Below are 16,499 nucleotides of genomic sequence, written 5' to 3'. Positions count from 1 at the left end.
CGACCGGTTTACCGATCCGTGAGCGGCTGAAAGCCTGTCCGGTCATAGGTGAAACCCTACTCGGTGGAGCATCATTTGGGGAGTGGCAATTTCAACCGAGAGCATCAGATAGAGGCAAGGGCATCGACGGTAGGGAAAACCGTACGCTGATGTACTGGGCGCCCTCTGTCATGCGGGTTCGCAGCGGACGAGACTGAAAGCCATGAACATGATCAATGGCAGATCACTCATCAACGGCACATCGCTTTTCTGGCTCATCTGCATCTGGTACCTGCTCGTGGTGCTTATCGCGGGTGGCCTCCAGATCCTGCAGCTCATCTGGGCCATTGATCCGTTGTTCATCGTCATCGCTCAGTTTGCTCCGGTACTCGGTGTGCTCGGGGTGCTGGTCTTCGCACATGTGCCATCGGAGCAGAGACCGTTCGTCCGCTCATTGCTGCCGGGTGCAACCGACCGGAGGCGCATGCTTCGGCATCTGGTCATTGGCATCGGTGTGACGTTTGCCTTCGGCCTCCTCATCGTCGCGGCGGGGTGGCTGGGTCAGGCTTTGCGCACCGAGACCCCGTTCGGATCTGTCGGACTCTTCGTGGCGTTTCTCGTACTGCAGACAGCCGGGTCGATCGGTGAGGAAGTCGGATGGCGCGGATTCCTGCAGCCAGCGCTGGAGACAAAGATGCACCGGCTCTGGGCCTGTGTTCTCATCGGCGCCCTGTGGGCTGCCTGGCACGTGCAGAACATGGTCAATCCCCTCGCCGCCGTCCTCTTCAACCTCAGCTGCATCGGTCTGTCGATCATGTTCGGCTACATTGCCGTGGGCAATATCTGGCAGCGCGGCCTTATTGCGGGGGTGATGCACGGAATCGTCAATATCGTCACGTTCCTGGTCATCGATCCCGGATATGCACTGGTCGGCTCACTGCCGTTGTCACTGATCTTCCTCATCCCTTTCGGAGCAGCTCACATATGGATGCGAAAGAACTTCCCCGTGCATCACGAACCCGTCATCACCATCGAGGAAGAGGACCGGTCACAGCGCCACGCGCAGTGACTCTCAATGCTCCACGTTGGTTTAGTGGTCGCGCCGTTCCAGCACCACCGCCACCTCGAGATGTTTCGTGTGAGGGAACATGTCGAAGACCCTCGCCCGTTCGACGGCGTAGCTGGGCATCCGATCGAGGTCCTTGGCCAGGGTGAGCGGATTGCAGCTCGAGTACACGATGTGCTCGATCCCAGAATCCTCGAGCGCCGTCGACAGCCGAACCCCGATCCCTCGCCGAGGTGGGTTGACGATCACGCAGTCCGGACGTTGACCGGCGGCCAGGTTCGCCTCGGCGAACTCCGTGGCATCACCGGCGATGAACTCGACCGTGGCGCCGGATTGCGAGTCGAATCCGAGTTCGGCGGCACTGATCTTCGCGGATTCGATGGCCTGCTCGCTCAGCTCCACACCAGTGACCCGGCGGCTGACCGCACCGCCGCCGTCGCCCACGCCGGTGACCGTGCGCGAAGTCTGCTGACCGGTCGCCCCCGCGCAGTGCAGCGCGAACCCACCCACGCCGCAGTACAGATCCCACAGCGACGCCGGTGCAATCTCGTCGACCCAGGCCGCAATCTGGTTGTAGAGGGAGATCGCCACGTCGGTGTTCGTTTGGAAGAAGGACTGCGGCCGCAGATGCAGGTCGACCCGGTCGAGGTTCATGCGCAGAGAATCACCAAGCAGCATCTCTTCGCGACTGCCCTCGAGCACGGCCTTGTGCTCTGGCAGCAGATTGACGGAGACGACAGTCGCCGCCGGAGCCAGCTCAATGAGCTGCTCGCGTCTGGTCCGCAGTACGTCAAGTCCGTGCTGTGAGCGGACGACGAACCTGATCATCAGATCCCCCGACGGGGCCGCAGTGATGTGGACGAACTTCAGCTCACCTCGGCGAGCGTTGACGTCATAGGGGTCGAGACCCGAATCGTTGAGGAACTGACCGATGACCGGGATGATCGCGCGGATCTGCGGGGCTTGGATACCGCACTCGCGCAGGTCGACGCCGTAAAAGCCCTGATCCAGGATGCCCAAGGTGACAGAGCCGAGCGAACCACCTACGGCGAGCTTCGCCCGGTTGCGGAAGTCGCGGTCGGCACCGACAACAGAAGGCAGCCAGGCAGCAGGGGAGTGGTTGGCCAGCACCTCGCGGCACCAGGATTCCTTGTCAGCGACCTGTTGCGCGTGCGGTGTCTCGATGAAGGTGCAGGAACGGCACAGTCCGTCGTTGAAATAGTGGCACTCCAATTGCCCGTTGTCCGCCGAGGTGGGGGTGAGGGGCAAAGACGTCATGCACCCATTTTACGGCCTCGGCGGAGGGCAGGAAGCCCAACCGCAGCGCCGTTGACGCGGTCTCGCCATCCCCGTAGACTAGGAGTAACCAAATCGATTTGGCCTATTCGAGTGGAACCCTCCGCGCGATATCGTTGACCACGAGGAAAGCAGGGTCGCCGAGGCCCCTGTGACGACGAAGGATGACATGACCAAGCTGCGCACTATGCACCAGGCCCCGACGCTGCTCGTCCCCGAACAGGTCCTCCTTCCCGAAGGCCCGCAGCGCCATCATGCGGTGCTCGTCGCCGAGGGGCGCATCGTCGACGTCGGCCCCCTCGAGGCCATTGCTGCCGCTGCACCCGCCGACGCCTCCCGCATCGAACTGCCCGGGCGGCTCCTCATGCCCGGCTTCATCGACGCGCACCATCACCTCACTCAGTCCTTCGGAAAATCGCTCGTCTTCGGTGAACCTTCCGAGATCTTCCAACGCGTCTGGGTCCCGATGGAGGCGAACATGGACGTCGAGGCCATCGATGTCGCCACCCGACTGGCCGCCTGGGAGTCCCTGCGCGGCGGCTTCACCACGGTCGCCGATGCCGGCACCCGCGCCGGCGTCGACGTCTCCGCCATCGCAGACGTCACTGCCGACGTCGGACTGCGGTGCGTGCTCGGCGTAATCTGCAATGACCTTGGCGGGGGTACGAAGACCGCTGAAGTCGCCGAGGTGGTGGCGGCCGCCCAGCGACACCTGAGCAGGTGGGATGCCGATTCGCTCATCCACCCCTCCCTGGCTGTCTCGATTCCCGAGGTGGCCTCGGACGAGGCACTGATCGCGGTCACGCGGTTGGCGCGAGAAGCCGGAGTTCCGTTCCAGACCCACCTCAATGAGCACCTCGCCGCAGTCGAACGATCCCTCATCGCCAACGGAGAGCGTCCGCTGGAACGACTGGCCCGCCTCGGCGCCCTGGGACCCGAACTTCTGGCCGCACACGCAACGCTGCTGACTCCGCGCGAGATCCGGGTCCTGTCCGAGCGCGGAGGAGCCGTCGCCTACAACCCGGTCGCGAGCTCCTGGAAGGGCAACGCCGTCGCCCCTGCGCTCCTCATGCACGAACTGGGAATGCGCGTCGGGTTGGGCACCGACGGCACCCGCTCCGATGCCTTCCGCCTCCTCGATGCAGCAGAAACGGCACAGAGGCTCACCGGCGGAACCACTGTCGGCGACTCCTCGGGCGGCGGTGGCTGGACCTGGCTCGAACAAGGACTGCGCGGCGGTGCCGACGCGGTGGGCTTGAGCGGAGCGGTCGGCGAGATCGCACCAGGGGCGCTCGCGGATCTGCTCGTCATCGACCTCGAGGTACCCGAGTTCGTGCCCTCGTGGGACGTGCCGTGGGAGCTCGTGCGCATCGCCAATCGCGACCAGATCGAGGCCGTGATCGTCGACGGCAGACTCCGCCTCGAGAAGGGTTGGCCCGTCGATTGGGACGGGCGTGCCTTCCTCGAGCGTGCCCGCGAGGTCTCACATCGGGTCGTCGCCGATTCGCCGATCACCCTCATCGACCCGTCGGCGAGTGAACACCGCGCCGCTTGGATGAGTGAGCACCGGCTGTGACGGTCCTCGGCCTCTCGATTCTCGCCTTCAGCGTCGTCGCCGTCACCGTGCTGCTCTCTGCTTTCGTGCAGGGGTCCACTGGCATGGGCTTCGCGATGATCACGGCCCCGGTCGTCAGTTTCATCGATCCGAGCCTCATCCCAGTGATGCTGCTCGTGCTGATGATCCCGCTGAACTTCTACGTCGCGGCCCGGGAACGAGCCGACATTCACTGGCACGGGGTGAAATGGATCAGCGTGGGCCGCTTCGCCGGCACGTTCTTCGGGCTGTGGATCCTCGTCATCGTCAACCTCCACCAACTCGCCCTGCTCATCGGTTGGTCGACGTTGGTGGCCGCCGTCGTTGCGCTCCTGGCCCCGAGGTTCACTCCCAACAAACCGGCCCTGGCCGTCGTCGGACTCATCACGGGTGTCACGGAGACTTCGACGGGCATCGGCGGACCGCCCTACGCTCTGGCCTACCAGCACAGCCCCGGCCCGGAGCTGCGCTCGACGGTGGCGGTGTGCTTCCTCGTCGGGGAGGTCATCTCCCTCATCGTCCTCGCCATCAGCGGGCAGGTGAGTGGGCCCGTCATGCTCTTCACCGTGGCCATGCTGCCCTTCCTGGCCATCGGATCCTTCCTCAGCAAGTACGTCCACCACCGACTCGACGGCCCGGTGCTGCGCTACATCGTCCTGGGTTTCGCGATCATCTCCGGGGCCATCGTCATCGTCCAAGCGTGATCAAGAGATGAGGGAAAGTGGGGGAATGACGCCTGCGCCCCTGCGCCGACCACCGATAAACGGGCTGAGTGCCAAGAAACGCCTGCGCGCGTGCGTGCCTCGAACGTTACCCCGTTATTCGGCGTGATCGTCCAGTAGGGTGAAACTATGGGGACAGCGTCGCGCCCGCAGCGGGCCACCATTGCCGATGTCGCACGTGAGGCGGGAGTCTCTCGTACGACTGTGTCCCATGCCCTCAACGGTCTGGGCAAGGTCAATTCGGAGACCCGGGACAAGGTCAAAGACGTTGCTGCCCGCCTCAACTATCGCCCCAGCGTCCGTGCCCAGGGTCTGCGCTCCGGTCGTTCCCAGGCGCTCGCTCTTCTGTCCTCGATGCCCTCGGCGGTCTCTGCCGGGCCCTCGCAGTTGGGGTTCTTCACCGAGCTGGCCATGGGATGCGCACGGACCGCACTGCTCAAGGGCTACGTCTTCGTCCTCGCACCACCGGAGGGCGACAACAACCCGGTCGATCGCCTCGACATCGACGGCGCGATCCTCCTCGAACCCACCGCGGACGATCCGATTGCCGCAAGCCTGAGTGACCGCGACATCCCGTTCGTCGCGATCGACGGCCCGGCGGATGAGCGGACTGTGGACCTGCACCATACGCAGACGGCGGAACTGCTCATCACCCACTTGCTGACGAGCGGGGCGAAGCATCCGGCGCTCGTCGTCGGCACCAGCGTGCGCGGATCCCAGACTGCAGCTCGGGCCGCCTATCTGGCAGCCGCTGAGCGTGAGGGCTTCGACCCGATCATCGCCGAGGCGGACGAAGGCGGAGGAGAGGACGCCGGGTTCCGTGCATCCGAGTCAATCCTGGCTGAGCATCCTGAAGCCGATGCCTTCTTCATTCCGATCGACACCTTCGCGACCGGTGCTGTGCGGGCGGGAGCGCAGGCCGGACGTGTGATCGGCCGCGATCTGCTCATTGCGACACGGTACGACGGTCTGCGAGCACGCACCAGCGTCCCGCCTCTGACGGCTGTGCACTTGGGCTTGGACGAGATCTCAAGCCAGGCGATCGAGCGACTCGTCGCGATCATCGACGGTTCACCGCAGACCGGCGTGGACGATCCGACCAGTGACGACCTCTCCGGCACCGGGGGGTCAAGTGCGGCTCCGACCCTCGTCATCAGGGAATCCACGGCCGGACCGGCGAAGTAGCGGAGCGCGCCGAAGGCTGCCTCAGATCCGGTAATCGCCCGGGCGCTGATCCAGCTTGCTGGGATCATCGATCGGAGTTCTGCTCTTCGGGTGCCGATTCCTCTTGCCCGTGTGGTGGAAGAGGAGATTGAGCAGAACAGAGACGAAGGCCGCCATCGCCACTCCGCTGCCCAACAGCGAAGCCGCATTGGGTGGCAGCTGAGAGTACATGCCGGGAATGAGTACCGGCAACAGACCGGCTGCCAGGCCGACCGTGGCCGTGATGAGATTGCCCGTCTGGTTGAAATCGACACGGGCGAGCATCTGCACGCCGAGGACCGCGATGATCGCGAACACCACGACCGCGGTCCCGCCGACGACCGCCGAGGGAATGCCATTGAGGATTCGAGCCAGCGGACTGACGCCGATGATGAGGAGCAGGACGCCGGCGAAGGCGGTGACGAATCGGCTGCGGATGCCGGAAGCGCGAACGATGCCGACATTCTCCCCACTGGTGACCATGGCAGGTGTGCCGAAGAGTCCGCCGAAAATTGTCACGATGCCATCTGCGCGGATGAGTCGGGGCACGTCCCTGCTCGGGTCGACCTTCTTCTCGACGATCTCTGAGTTGATGATCGTCTGACCGGTTGCCTCGGCCATGGAGGCCAGCGCCCACAGCAGCATCGGGATCGCTGCGATGAGATCGAACTTCGGGGCACCGAAGGGGAAGAGCGAGGGAGCAGCGAGCAGGGGGCCGCCGGCCTGTGCGGAGAAGCTCGTCGCACCCATGAATGCCCCGACGACGGTGCCGCCGATGAGTCCGATTGCGATCGAGAGCTTCGCGAACATTCCGCGCAGGAAGCGGAAGCTCAGCACGGTGATGGCGATGGTGACGAAGCCGAGGAACAGGTTCTGCGGATCCCCGAAGCCTTCGGCATCGGCTTCGCCGACGATGAGCTTTCCTGTCACCTGGACGAGGTTGACCCCGATGACGATCACCATGATGCCGATGACCAGAGGAGGGAAGAATTTGAGCAGTTTGACGAAGAGTGTCACTGCGAGAATGTAGAACACACCGGTCAGGAGCACCGCTCCCACGGCGGTCGCCACGTCAGTTCCCTGCGCGATCGTAATGAAGAGAATGGTGGCCGCACCACCGGGCAGCATGACGAAGGGCAGCCGGACGCCGATCTTCCAGATCCCGACCGACTGCAGGATCGAACCGAGGCCGGAGAACACGAAGACTGCAGACAGGACCGCCGAGGTGATGTCTTCCGACAAGTCAAGTGCAGTGGCGATGAGGAAGACGGAGGAGATCGGTGTCGCCACCATGACCAGTACGTGCTGGATGGCGAACGGGATGAGCCGGTGCATCGGTCGGAGCTGATCAACGGGGTGAACGCCATCAGTTGCTTCGGTTGGTGCAGTCATTGGGCCTCTCCTTTGAAGCGCGTCATGTTCAGCCCTTGTCATATCAGCGGCCAAATCGATTTGTTCAATCGTCCATGGCGACTGGAATCATGTCAAGGGGCAGTCTGAATGACGGACGCGTTCGCAGGGATTTCTACCTCTGTCTGCACCGAATGGTGTGATGCGGAATCAATCCGCCACAGCCTCGCCCCGGCGTCAGGCGAAGGCGAAACCGAGGATCATGAAGATCGCGAAGGAGACGAACGGGGCCAAGACGGTGATGGCGACTGCAATGATTCCCTGAGTTCTGCCTCGACCGGTGGCGGCAGAGACGATGCCCATGATGAGGCCGGTGATGCCGATCGCGGTGCACAGGGCCTGGAGGCCGAACAGTGCGATCGCGAGGTTCCGGTACCAGCTGGGAGTGTCGGTGAAGTAGTAGCCGTACTCGATCTCCATCGGTCCGAGGGTGAGGCCCAGGACGAACGACGCGATGAGGGACAGTCCTGCGGCGATAATCGCGACAACCATCGCGACCTTGCCGAGGCGCGGACGGTTCGCGCCTGCCGGCGGAGTTCCGTCATGGTCGGTCTCCGTGCCCGATGAGGCGGGTGTGTGGTCGACGACGTGCGCGTGACTCCCCAGCGTTGTGGTGTACGGCTGCTGCGCGGCCAACTCGTCATCGGTGGGCTGGGGATACATGAAGTCGGGGGAGGTCATGTCTTCGACACTATCCACGCCGACCAGTGCCGGCCTATGCGGCTTCCCGGTCACCGAGGTCGGGAAAACCTGACCATCTGCTGAGGGCGGGAATCTACCGCTCGGCAGCGATGTGGAAGCGCTTCTGCGTCACCTCGATTGGGGACCTGCGGGCCGCCAGCCGGTCGAGTGCGACGAGATTGTCGGCCACCGTGAACCCGGGGACGTCCCAAGGGATGTAGGCGAGGTACTCGATGACCGCCTCGACGTCGGCGAATTCCATCGTGCCGGTCCACTCATCGGCATCGGTGATGGTGAAGCCCTGCGACTCGAGCTCGTCGAGGCGTGGTCCGAGCCGATTCTCCGGGGCTTCGGGCCGGCCATCGAACCAGAGCCGGAATTCGGAAGCCTCCGTGCCGTCGACCTGCTGAGTGAGGAACCGTCCGTCTGGTGCGACGACACGGGCGAGCTCGGCCGGATCGTAGCTCTCATGCCGGTTCATCACGAGATCGAAGAAGTCGTCGGACCACGGCATGGGCTCGCCGGTCTCGCTGTCGTACTCACGGACCTCGATGCCGTATTCCTCCAGCGCCGAGGTGGCCACCGCCAGGTTCGGCTTCCACCCTTCGCTGGCGTGGACCGAGGATCTGCGGCTGATGAAGCCTCCTACGGTGCTGACACTTTTGACGAGTTTGCTCAGGCGCTCGCCTCCGCCGGTTCCCATGTCGAGGCACGGCTGCAGGCGTGCCATCGCCTTGGCGCAGGTCAGGTCAAAATCCCAGGGCGGTTCGTCGGCGACGAGGCGCGAGCCGAGGGCGGCGAAGTCCCACCCGGTCATCACCGCTGTCTCGTGGATCCATTGCCATCGGGCGTATCGGTCCTCTGCAGATTCGGCCACGCTGCCAATCCTTCCGTCTCGGTGCCGTCCTCTCGGCCCTGACTCCACTATGAAATCTCCGAGAAGGGAAAACAAGCAGCCGGGCACGCCGGTTCGAGAATGATCGGAAACTGCAACAACTCAGACGCAGAAACAGCAGCACCTCAGACGAGGAAGCAGAAGACGAGGACGAGGATGTTGAGCACGAGCATCCCCAGGCAGTTGAGCCAGAAGTCGCGGCCGACATATCCCGCGCGCAGGTGGGCGCCCGCGGCGGTGAGGAAGTAGGCGATGAGGCCGACGATCGCGGCCAGGCCGACGCCCGGGATCCAGACGCCTGCGACCAGCCCGGCAACCGCGAGGAACTTCACGACCGCGAGCAGCCACCACCAGTCGCGAGGGAGCCCGACTCCGTCGAGGCAGTCGGCGATGAACGTCGGCGGTCTGAACGTCATGAGGCCGTCGACGAGGACGATGAAGGCCATCACCGCCACCGGCCACCATGGTTCGGGGAGCAGGGTCATGTCGTTCTCCTTACTGTGGGCGCAGAGTCACACCGGCCTGCGCAGTTGGGTGTGGAACGCGATGCTGTGTGAGAGCGCCTCGGTCGCTTCGTCGAGGCCCATATCGCTGGCCGCCCACCGGAACAGGATGCCCAAGTAGGAGTCGTAGAGCGCGGAGGCGCTGGCCTGCGCATATGCTGTGCTGATTCCGATCGAGACCAGACTCGAGGACAGTTTGTCCTGCAGGTCCGCTGCCAGCATCTCGAAGACCTGTGGTTTGCCGACCACGCGCATCAGTGCGGCCGCGTAGTCCCGGGACAGGTCTTCGTGGCCGGCGAAGAACTCAAGGAAGGGCAGGAAGATCTCCAGCAGATGATTCTGCACCGCCGAGGTGGCCGTCGGCCTGACGCCGGTTCGTGTCGGGGGCGCTGCCCCGGCTCGTGCCGAAGCTGCTGCCCCGGACTGGGTGCGTGTTCGGGTCGGCAGGACATGGGTCCCGGACTGGAGCTGTCCGATCCAGAGGTCGTAGCAGCGGACGAGGAGGACATCCTTGTCGCCGGCGGCCATCACCCTGCCCACCGACACCTCGGCGCGCTTGGCGATTCCTCGGACCGTGGTGGTCTTGTAGCCGAGTTCGAGGAACAGATCGGCGGCAGCGAAGATGATCTTCTCCTCGGTTCTCAGCCGCCGATCGGTGCGTGAGTGAACATGTTCAGTGACCATAGTCGCATCCTAAGCCTTTCCGTGTTCAGTTACCAGATTCAGACACAGGGTGCGGTGAAATGAGCAGGTGTTGCCCGGAAGGGAAAGTTAATGTACCTTAACTTTATGAACGTCGATCCATCGAAAACCGGCAGCCCCGAAGTCTCCGCGACGCGCCCGAAGAAGGTCTCGACGTTCCTACTCCTGGGCCCGGCCTTCGTTGCCGCGATCGCGTACGTCGATCCGGGCAATGTCGCGGCCAACCTCACCGCCGGCGCCCAGTATGGATACCTTCTCGTGTGGGTCCTCGTCGCGGCCAACCTCGTCGCCGTCCTCGTGCAGTACCTGTCGTCGAAGCTCGGGCTGGTGTCCGGGCAGTCGCTGCCGAGTCTTCTCGGTGACAGGCTGAGTCGACGCTCCCGGCTGGCGTACTGGGCGCAGGCGGAAGTCGTGGCCATCGCCACGGACCTCGCCGAGGTGATCGGCGGTGCCATCGCCCTCAAGATCCTCTTCGACCTGCCGCTCCTCCTGGGCGGAATCATCGTCGGAGTCGTGTCCCTGTTCCTGCTCTCGATCCAGTCCACCCGCGGTCAGCGCCCCTTCGAAACGGTGATCATCACCCTGCTCGCAATCATCGCCATTGGCTTTCTAGCAGGCCTGTTCGTCGGCGATGTGAATTGGGGACAAGCGGCAGGTGGAATCGTCCCCAGGCTCGAGGGCACGAATTCGGTGGTGCTCGCGGCGAGCATGCTCGGTGCAACCGTGATGCCCCACGCGATCTACCTGCACTCTGCGCTGTCCGTCGACCGGCACGGCACGGCTCCGCGGGCCTCGATTCCCCGGCTGCTCAAGGCCAGCCGCTGGGACGTGGTCCTCTCCCTCGTCATCGCCGGTTCAGTCAACATTGCGATGCTTCTCCTCGCCGCGTCCTCGCTGCGCGGTCAGGACGGCACCGACACGATCGAGGGCGCGCACGCGGTCGTGACGGCCAACCTCGGCGAGCTTGTCGGCCTGTTCTTCGGCATCGGACTGCTCGCCTCGGGGCTGGCCTCGAGCGCCGTCGGCTCCTATGCGGGGGCCTCGATCATGCAGGGGCTGCTGCGGGTCAACGTGCCGATCGTGTGGCAGCGGGCGGTGACGATGATCCCCGCGCTCATCATCTTAGGCATCGGTGCGGATCCGACTTGGTCGCTCGTGCTCAGTCAGGTCGTCCTCAGCCTCGGCATCCCGTTCGCAATGATTCCCCTGGTGAGGCTGACGATGAACCGGACGGTGATGGGGAAGTACACGAACACGCGGATCATCACGGTCATCGCGATCGCAGCCTCGGCGCTCATCATCGTCCTCAACGTCGTGCTTCTCGTGCTGCTGGCCCTCGGCATCGACTGAGGCGGGCGCGCACACGAACCTGAGCCCCGTCCTCAGCCGTCGCGCAGGTCCGTGGGCTCGACCATGGTGCGCGGATTCGACCGGACCCACCACGGCCGAGGCTGTCCTTCCTCCCGTGCCTGGCGCCGTTCCGTGCCGGTGGCGTAGCGGTATGCGAAGATCCGGACTCGGATGAGTGCCGGTGCCTGGCCGTCGAAGGGATCGGGACCCAACTGGGTGCGGATCTGTGCATCCCCGGAGCCGATGCGCTCAATGAGCCGAGAGAACCAGGACTGTCGGTAGTCGCCGAGGGCTGCGAACCACATCAGCCAGTCGAGGCGCAGATGATAGGGCGCGACGCTCGGTGAGCGGCGGTGCACGTCACCGGGTTTGCCCTTGAACACGTAGGGCCGCCAGTCGCCTTCCGTCATCGTCGCTTCGGGATCGAGGGTGCCTTCGATGATGATCTCGTCGCGGGATTCGGTCATCGAACCGAAGGCACCATAGGCGTTGCCCAGACCCCACCGGTTGAAGCTTGCGTTCATCAGCTGACCGGGCGAGAAGAGGTTGCGTAGGGCAGGGGCGTTGAGCACGCACTGCCAGACGACGAAGACTGCGATGAGGATCGCCCACCATAGGGGGAAGTCGGACGAACCGACGGCAGCGGTCGAAGCGGACGCATCGGCCGCCTCGGCGCCGGATGAAACGGGCCAGCCCCATCCGGGCCACGGACCGCCGACGATCCAGGCCAGGAATGAGTCGCTGATCCCGGCGAAGGCGAGCAGAATCGTCGCCCAGTTCAACCACGCATAGTTGCCGGTGACGACGAGTGCGAGCTGAGTGATGATGATGGCGACGGCTGCGAAGGAGGCGATGGGCTGGGGCAGGAACAGCAGCCACGGCGCGATGAGCTGGACGACATGGCTGCCCAGGGTCTCACTGCGATGGACCCACCCGGGCATCAGGTGGGCGCGGCGGCTGAACGGGCCCGGCATCGGCTGGGTCTGATGGTGGTAGTCCATGGCGGACAGGTCACGCCAGGAGCTGTCCCCGCGCATCTTGATCATGCCCGCACCGAACTCGACGCGGACGACGAACCAGCGGAGGAAGACGATCATCAGCAGCGAAGGTGCCACCTCGTGGGAGCCGAGGAAGCCGACGAGGAACCCGGACTCGAGCAGGAGCGACTCCCAGCCGAAGCCGTAGAAGCGCTGCCCGATGCTCGAGATAGAGAAGTACAGCCACCACATCAGCCCGAACACCGGGATCGTGGTCCACGCGGGACCGGCCTGGGGCAGTCCGATGACGACGGTCACGGCTGCCAGCATGCCGACGCCGCAGACAATGCGCAGCCGACGGTCGGTGTAGGTGAAGTGCTTCCAGCGGAACAGGCTCGGTGCCTGATCCGAGGTGGTGAGTGCAATGAAGCGCGGAGCCGGGGTCAGCCCGCGCTCACCGAGCAGAGCCGGGAACTGGTTCCAGGCGCTGAGGAAGGCGATGAAGAACAGAGTCGCGACGCCGCGCTGCAGGACCTCGCGGGCGATCGTGTAGTCCTCGGCGGCCAGGAATGACAGCACTGCGGCGATGTCCACGGTGTTCACCTCCCGGTTCTCGCGTCCGCGTGGGTCTCGCCAGGCCCACGCCGTCCCTTTCCCCGACTATGGTGCCCGGAGCGCGATCGCGCAATACCCCGAGGAATGCGCCGAGGCTGGCCCCAGTGCCGGGGACAGCCTCGGTTCAGGTTCGGCTATTTTCGCAGCCGGCAGAGGTTCAGCGCATCAGCGCCCGTCGTCTGCCGTCGCCGGTTCGGCTTCGCCGACCTCCTCGATTTCCTCGACCTCATCGGCCGAGGTGGGCACGGCCGGAATCGAATCCGTGGCCGGGGGAGTCGGCGGGGTCACGACCGACTGATACGAGTGCTCGTGCGAGTAGGCGAGGAACGACAGGTGGTTCTCGTAGCGGTCGAGGACGTCGTCGATGATCTGCTGCCCGCTCAGCCCCATGAGGTCATAGCCCTCGGAACCGGTCTGCGTGAACACTTCGATCCGGTAGTACACGTCATCGCCGCGCGGGGCATTGCGTCCGCCGAACGAGGGAACATTGTGTTTGACAGCGGCGACCTGATAATGGAAGTTGCGCTGCTCGCCCATGTCGACGATGAGCGTGGACTCCGTGATTCCCGATTCCGGGCCCGCCTCCTGAGTCAGTTCGACCGTGTAGTCGAGTTCGCGGAACTCGGCGGCCACTGCTTCGAGTGCAGGCTCGACCACCTCGGTGACGAACCGGTCGACGGACTTCTTCGATGGGTAGGAGCGCAGCGTCGCCAGGCGCTGACGCCAGGTCTTCTCCGGAGTCCTGCCACCGTGGACGGCCGTGGTCCGACGCTTGCGGGTCCGGCCCTCCCTCTCGGCTCGCTCCATGCGCAGCACCTTGGAGAACGAGGCCATGACGAGGTAGGCGATGATCGTCACCGGCAGGGCGAAGATCAGCGTCGCATACTCCATCGTCGTCACCCCTCCCGCGACGAGCATGGCGATGGTCAGCACGGCGGTGACGACGGCCCAGAAGATCCGCAGCCATTTTGCGCCGTCCTCCTCGGGGTTGGGGATCGTCGACGAGAAGTTCGACATCACCATTGCGCCCGAGTTCGCGCTCGTGAGGTAGAAGAGCAGACCCGAGAGCGTGGCCAAGCCGATGAGGAAGGTCGAGCCCGGGAACATGTCGAGGAGGGCATACCACCCCTGTTCGGGGGAATCGATGGCCAGTTGCGCGAAGTCCTCATTGCCGTTGAAGACCTCGGACAGGGCAGAGTTGCCGAAGATCGAGACGATGATGAAGTCGCAGATCACCGGTGCCGTGATGGCCGCGATGACGAACTCACGCAGGGTGCGTCCGCGGGAGATGCGGGCCAGGAACAGTCCGACGAAGGGGCCCCAGGCCAACCAGAACGCCCAAAAGAACAGTGTCCAGGCGCCCATCCACGCAGAGCCGTCATCGACGTAGGCGAAGGTGGCCAGGGTGCGCTCGGGCAGGGTGAAGATGAAGCGGCCGATGTTCTCGACCAATGCGTTGAGCAGGAAGGCGGTCTTGCCGGTGATGAGGATGTAGAGCATCATCGCCGCACAGGACCAGAGGTTGAGCTCGGAGACCAGGCGGATGCCCTTGTCCACACCCGAGGTGCAGGCTGCGATCGTCATGACGACGGCGACGAGGACGAGGGCGATCTGGAGGGCGAGCCCCTGGGGGAGTCCGAAGAGTTCGGAGAAGCCGACGTTGAGCAGGACGACGCCGATGCCCATCGAGGTGGCGACACCGAAGACGGTGCCGACGAGGGCGAAGATGTCGATGACGTCACCCGTGGCGCCGCGCACGCGCTTGCCCAGCAGCGGGTAGAGAACCGCACGGATCGACAGAGGCATTCCCCAGCGGTAGGCGAAGTAGCCCATGGCCATGCCCAGCAGCGAGTACATCGACCAGCCGGCGATGCCGTAGTGGAACATCGTCCACACCACGGCGTCCTGAGCGGCGGCCGCCGATTCGGGATCGGCGTTGACCGGCTGGAGGAACTGGGTGATCGGTCCGGTCACCGAGTAGAAGAGCATGTCGATGCCCACACCCGCGGCGAAGAGCATGGCAACCCAGGTGAAGAGCTTGTACTGCGGGCGGGAGTGGTCCGGTCCCAAACGGACGGAGCCTTCCTTGGACAGGGCGACCCACAGAACGAAGGCGATGACCACGGTGACCGTCAGCACGTAGTACCAGCCGAGGTTCGTCGCGATCCAGTCGACGATGGACTTCATCGTGGTCTGGGCGAAGTCGGGCATGAGCATCGCCCAGATGGAGAAGCCGAGGATCACGGCCGAGGAGATGATGAAGACCTTCCAGTTGACCCGAGATCCCCGCTCGTCTGTGAGTTCGGCGGGGCCGCGGCTCATCTCCGTACTGGAGATCGGAGGGCGCTTCTCCGGGTCGACGTCTCGGGAGGGCCTGTCGGTTCCGCCGAAGCGCTCACGCTCGACGATCGGCCGTTTCATCTTCTCATCGTTCGGATCCTGCACGCATAACCTCCGGTCGGAAACTGTGGACTCGCCCAAAAGGGCACCGATCCATCCTAGGCTCTCGGAATTTTGCCATTGACTCTGCCCCTTGCTTTCAGGACGAAGTCGCTACTTGCAGGTCAGGCGTGAGGCCCGGCAATCACGGCGAGGGCGCGTCTGCGATGGTTGTGTTTTCAACGACGTAATTGTCCCGATCGCGTCAGACGAGTGACCGCAACAGCGAAGGCCCGAGACTGTCGGGGATCTCCACCGACGACACGCATCACCGGATGATCATGGAAGTGCGCAGTGGTCATCAGGTCGCGCCCCACGCGCTCCGACCGGGCTCCGGCCAACTGCCCGGGTCCAGCCTGTTCGAGGATGAAGGTCCTGTCGGTTCCGAGGATCGAGGCACGGACGAACCTCTGATTCGTGGCGATGAGGAGCTGCGGTTCCGGTGTGCGCTCACTCTTGAAATACGTGAGCACCGTCTCGTCGGGCTCGAGGACGTCGAACGGTGGTCCGCCGGGATAGGACGTCCCCGGAGCTCCCGGACGCATGGAGTCGAGGTGTTGAGCACGGGATTCCGGCCACAGCGCCGAGGCAGGACGGCGTGCTTCCCAACGGGCGACTCGCGAAAGGGCCCACACCAGGGCCCCGGTCATGGCGAGCAGGCTCAGCGGGAACGCGATGACAGTCACGAGCAGCGCGAGGCTCGTCGGCCGCGATGGCAGAAATGCAAACCCGGCAGTGATTCCGAGGCCGACGATGAACATGGCGACGATGAACATGGCGACGAGGATCGTGGCGACGAGTCCGGACCGGGTGCGATGGAATGCCTCGGCGCAGGCAGCGATCGCGAATCCGATGTTCGCGGCGCTCCAGCAGGCGAGGAAGACGACGATGGCTGGCAGGGGCGAGGCCAGGTAGTCGCCCCACACTGTTTCCGGCGTTCCCGGGACTGCGGCGATCGCTTGCCAGATGAACACCGCGGCTGCGGCGAAGGCAGCAGGGAGGGCACCGCAGACCACTGTCGCGAAGAATGTGTGTGTTCTTAACCTCATGCTTTGCAGTCTTACAGC

The 16,499-nt window shown here is 64.4% G+C and carries 14 protein-coding genes; 5 read left to right on the top strand and 9 right to left on the bottom strand.

Annotated features, from left to right (window positions below; translation table 11 throughout):
• Positions 1 to 202: 202 nt before the first annotated feature.
• Positions 203 to 1,048 carry a CPBP family intramembrane glutamic endopeptidase gene (locus tag BLT92_RS07570; protein WP_092104530.1) on the top strand — a complete coding sequence of 282 codons (846 nt, stop codon included), beginning with the start codon at positions 203 to 205 and terminating at the stop codon, positions 1,046 to 1,048.
• A 21-nt stretch (positions 1,049 to 1,069) separates the two neighbouring features.
• Here the strand turns inward: BLT92_RS07570 and BLT92_RS07565 are convergent, their stop codons facing one another.
• Positions 1,070 to 2,323, bottom strand: coding sequence for a methyltransferase domain-containing protein (locus BLT92_RS07565; RefSeq protein ID WP_172802569.1), 1,254 nt, complete (start codon positions 2,321 to 2,323; stop codon positions 1,070 to 1,072).
• Between the two features lie 187 nt (positions 2,324 to 2,510).
• Here BLT92_RS07565 and BLT92_RS07560 point away from each other — a divergent pair, with 187 nt between their 5' ends.
• From BLT92_RS07560 to BLT92_RS07550, 3 genes are all read left to right on the top strand, one after another.
• The gene (locus BLT92_RS07560) at positions 2,511 to 3,917 is read left to right on the top strand and encodes an amidohydrolase family protein (RefSeq protein WP_092108951.1); all 1,407 of its coding nucleotides are present in this window, start codon (positions 2,511 to 2,513) and stop codon (positions 3,915 to 3,917) included.
• Positions 3,914 to 4,639, top strand: coding sequence for a sulfite exporter TauE/SafE family protein (locus tag BLT92_RS07555; protein ID WP_092104528.1), 726 nt, complete (start codon positions 3,914 to 3,916; stop codon positions 4,637 to 4,639). The genes BLT92_RS07560 and BLT92_RS07555 overlap by 4 nt, the downstream gene beginning before the upstream one ends.
• 147 nt (positions 4,640 to 4,786) lie before the next feature.
• On the top strand, positions 4,787 to 5,842 hold the full coding sequence (locus BLT92_RS07550; protein ID WP_092104526.1) for a LacI family DNA-binding transcriptional regulator: 1,056 nt from the start codon (positions 4,787 to 4,789) through the stop codon (positions 5,840 to 5,842).
• 21 nt (positions 5,843 to 5,863) lie between these two features.
• Here the strand turns inward: BLT92_RS07550 and BLT92_RS07545 are convergent, their stop codons facing one another.
• From BLT92_RS07545 to BLT92_RS07525, 5 genes are all read right to left on the bottom strand, one after another.
• Positions 5,864 to 7,252 (bottom strand): uracil-xanthine permease family protein, encoded by a 1,389-nt coding sequence (locus tag BLT92_RS07545; RefSeq protein ID WP_092104524.1) that lies wholly within the window; start codon positions 7,250 to 7,252, stop codon positions 5,864 to 5,866.
• A 195-nt stretch (positions 7,253 to 7,447) separates the two neighbouring features.
• Positions 7,448 to 7,951 (bottom strand): hypothetical protein, encoded by a 504-nt coding sequence (locus BLT92_RS07540; RefSeq protein ID WP_092104522.1) that lies wholly within the window; start codon positions 7,949 to 7,951, stop codon positions 7,448 to 7,450.
• A gap of 94 nt (positions 7,952 to 8,045) precedes the next feature.
• The gene (locus BLT92_RS07535) at positions 8,046 to 8,828 is read right to left on the bottom strand and encodes a class I SAM-dependent methyltransferase (protein ID WP_092104520.1); all 783 of its coding nucleotides are present in this window, start codon (positions 8,826 to 8,828) and stop codon (positions 8,046 to 8,048) included.
• Between the two features lie 143 nt (positions 8,829 to 8,971).
• Positions 8,972 to 9,331, bottom strand: coding sequence for a DoxX family protein (locus BLT92_RS07530; protein ID WP_092104518.1), 360 nt, complete (start codon positions 9,329 to 9,331; stop codon positions 8,972 to 8,974).
• Positions 9,332 to 9,358: 27 nt separating this feature from the next.
• Entirely contained in the window at positions 9,359 to 10,033 is a 675-nt protein-coding gene (locus BLT92_RS07525; protein ID WP_092104516.1) for a TetR/AcrR family transcriptional regulator, read from the bottom strand.
• Positions 10,034 to 10,138: 105 nt separating this feature from the next.
• Between BLT92_RS07525 and BLT92_RS07520 the strand changes: the two genes are divergently transcribed.
• Positions 10,139 to 11,401 (top strand): Nramp family divalent metal transporter, encoded by a 1,263-nt coding sequence (locus BLT92_RS07520; protein ID WP_092104514.1) that lies wholly within the window; start codon positions 10,139 to 10,141, stop codon positions 11,399 to 11,401.
• A gap of 32 nt (positions 11,402 to 11,433) precedes the next feature.
• On the opposite strand, the gene BLT92_RS07515 is transcribed toward BLT92_RS07520, so the two are convergent.
• The 3 genes from BLT92_RS07515 to BLT92_RS07505 all read right to left on the bottom strand — a co-directional run bounded on the left by BLT92_RS07515 (position 11,434) and on the right by BLT92_RS07505 (position 16,481).
• Positions 11,434 to 12,981 (bottom strand): lipase maturation factor family protein, encoded by a 1,548-nt coding sequence (locus BLT92_RS07515; RefSeq protein ID WP_092104512.1) that lies wholly within the window; start codon positions 12,979 to 12,981, stop codon positions 11,434 to 11,436.
• A gap of 177 nt (positions 12,982 to 13,158) precedes the next feature.
• Entirely contained in the window at positions 13,159 to 15,414 is a 2,256-nt protein-coding gene (gene betT, locus BLT92_RS07510; RefSeq protein ID WP_092108949.1) for a choline BCCT transporter BetT, read from the bottom strand.
• Between the two features lie 197 nt (positions 15,415 to 15,611).
• Positions 15,612 to 16,481 (bottom strand): hypothetical protein, encoded by an 870-nt coding sequence (locus tag BLT92_RS07505; RefSeq protein WP_157691383.1) that lies wholly within the window; start codon positions 16,479 to 16,481, stop codon positions 15,612 to 15,614.
• Positions 16,482 to 16,499 lie beyond the last annotated feature (18 nt).

The sequence above is a fragment of the Brevibacterium picturae genome (assembly GCF_900105045.1).
Classification (GTDB): domain Bacteria; phylum Actinomycetota; class Actinomycetes; order Actinomycetales; family Brevibacteriaceae; genus Brevibacterium; species Brevibacterium picturae.
The sequence above is the reverse complement of the archived record's forward strand: the minus strand, read 5'-3'. Positions and strand labels throughout refer to the sequence as shown.

Excerpts from the sequence above, each read along its gene's own strand:
- BLT92_RS07570 (WP_092104530.1), top strand. The coding sequence starts at position 203 with ATGAACATGATCAATGGCAGATCACTCATCAACGGCACATCGCTTTTC.
- BLT92_RS07565 (WP_172802569.1), bottom strand. The coding sequence starts at position 2,323 with ATGACGTCTTTGCCCCTCACCCCCACCTCGGCGGACAACGGGCAATTG.
- BLT92_RS07560 (WP_092108951.1), top strand. The coding sequence starts at position 2,511 with ATGACCAAGCTGCGCACTATGCACCAGGCCCCGACGCTGCTCGTCCCC.
- BLT92_RS07550 (WP_092104526.1), top strand. The coding sequence starts at position 4,787 with ATGGGGACAGCGTCGCGCCCGCAGCGGGCCACCATTGCCGATGTCGCA.
- BLT92_RS07545 (WP_092104524.1), bottom strand. The coding sequence starts at position 7,252 with ATGACTGCACCAACCGAAGCAACTGATGGCGTTCACCCCGTTGATCAG.
- BLT92_RS07540 (WP_092104522.1), bottom strand. The coding sequence starts at position 7,951 with ATGACCTCCCCCGACTTCATGTATCCCCAGCCCACCGATGACGAGTTG.
- BLT92_RS07530 (WP_092104518.1), bottom strand. The coding sequence starts at position 9,331 with ATGACCCTGCTCCCCGAACCATGGTGGCCGGTGGCGGTGATGGCCTTC.
- BLT92_RS07525 (WP_092104516.1), bottom strand. The coding sequence starts at position 10,033 with ATGGTCACTGAACATGTTCACTCACGCACCGATCGGCGGCTGAGAACC.
- BLT92_RS07520 (WP_092104514.1), top strand. The coding sequence starts at position 10,139 with ATGAACGTCGATCCATCGAAAACCGGCAGCCCCGAAGTCTCCGCGACG.
- betT (WP_092108949.1), bottom strand. The coding sequence starts at position 15,414 with ATGAAACGGCCGATCGTCGAGCGTGAGCGCTTCGGCGGAACCGACAGG.
- BLT92_RS07505 (WP_157691383.1), bottom strand. The coding sequence starts at position 16,481 with ATGAGGTTAAGAACACACACATTCTTCGCGACAGTGGTCTGCGGTGCC.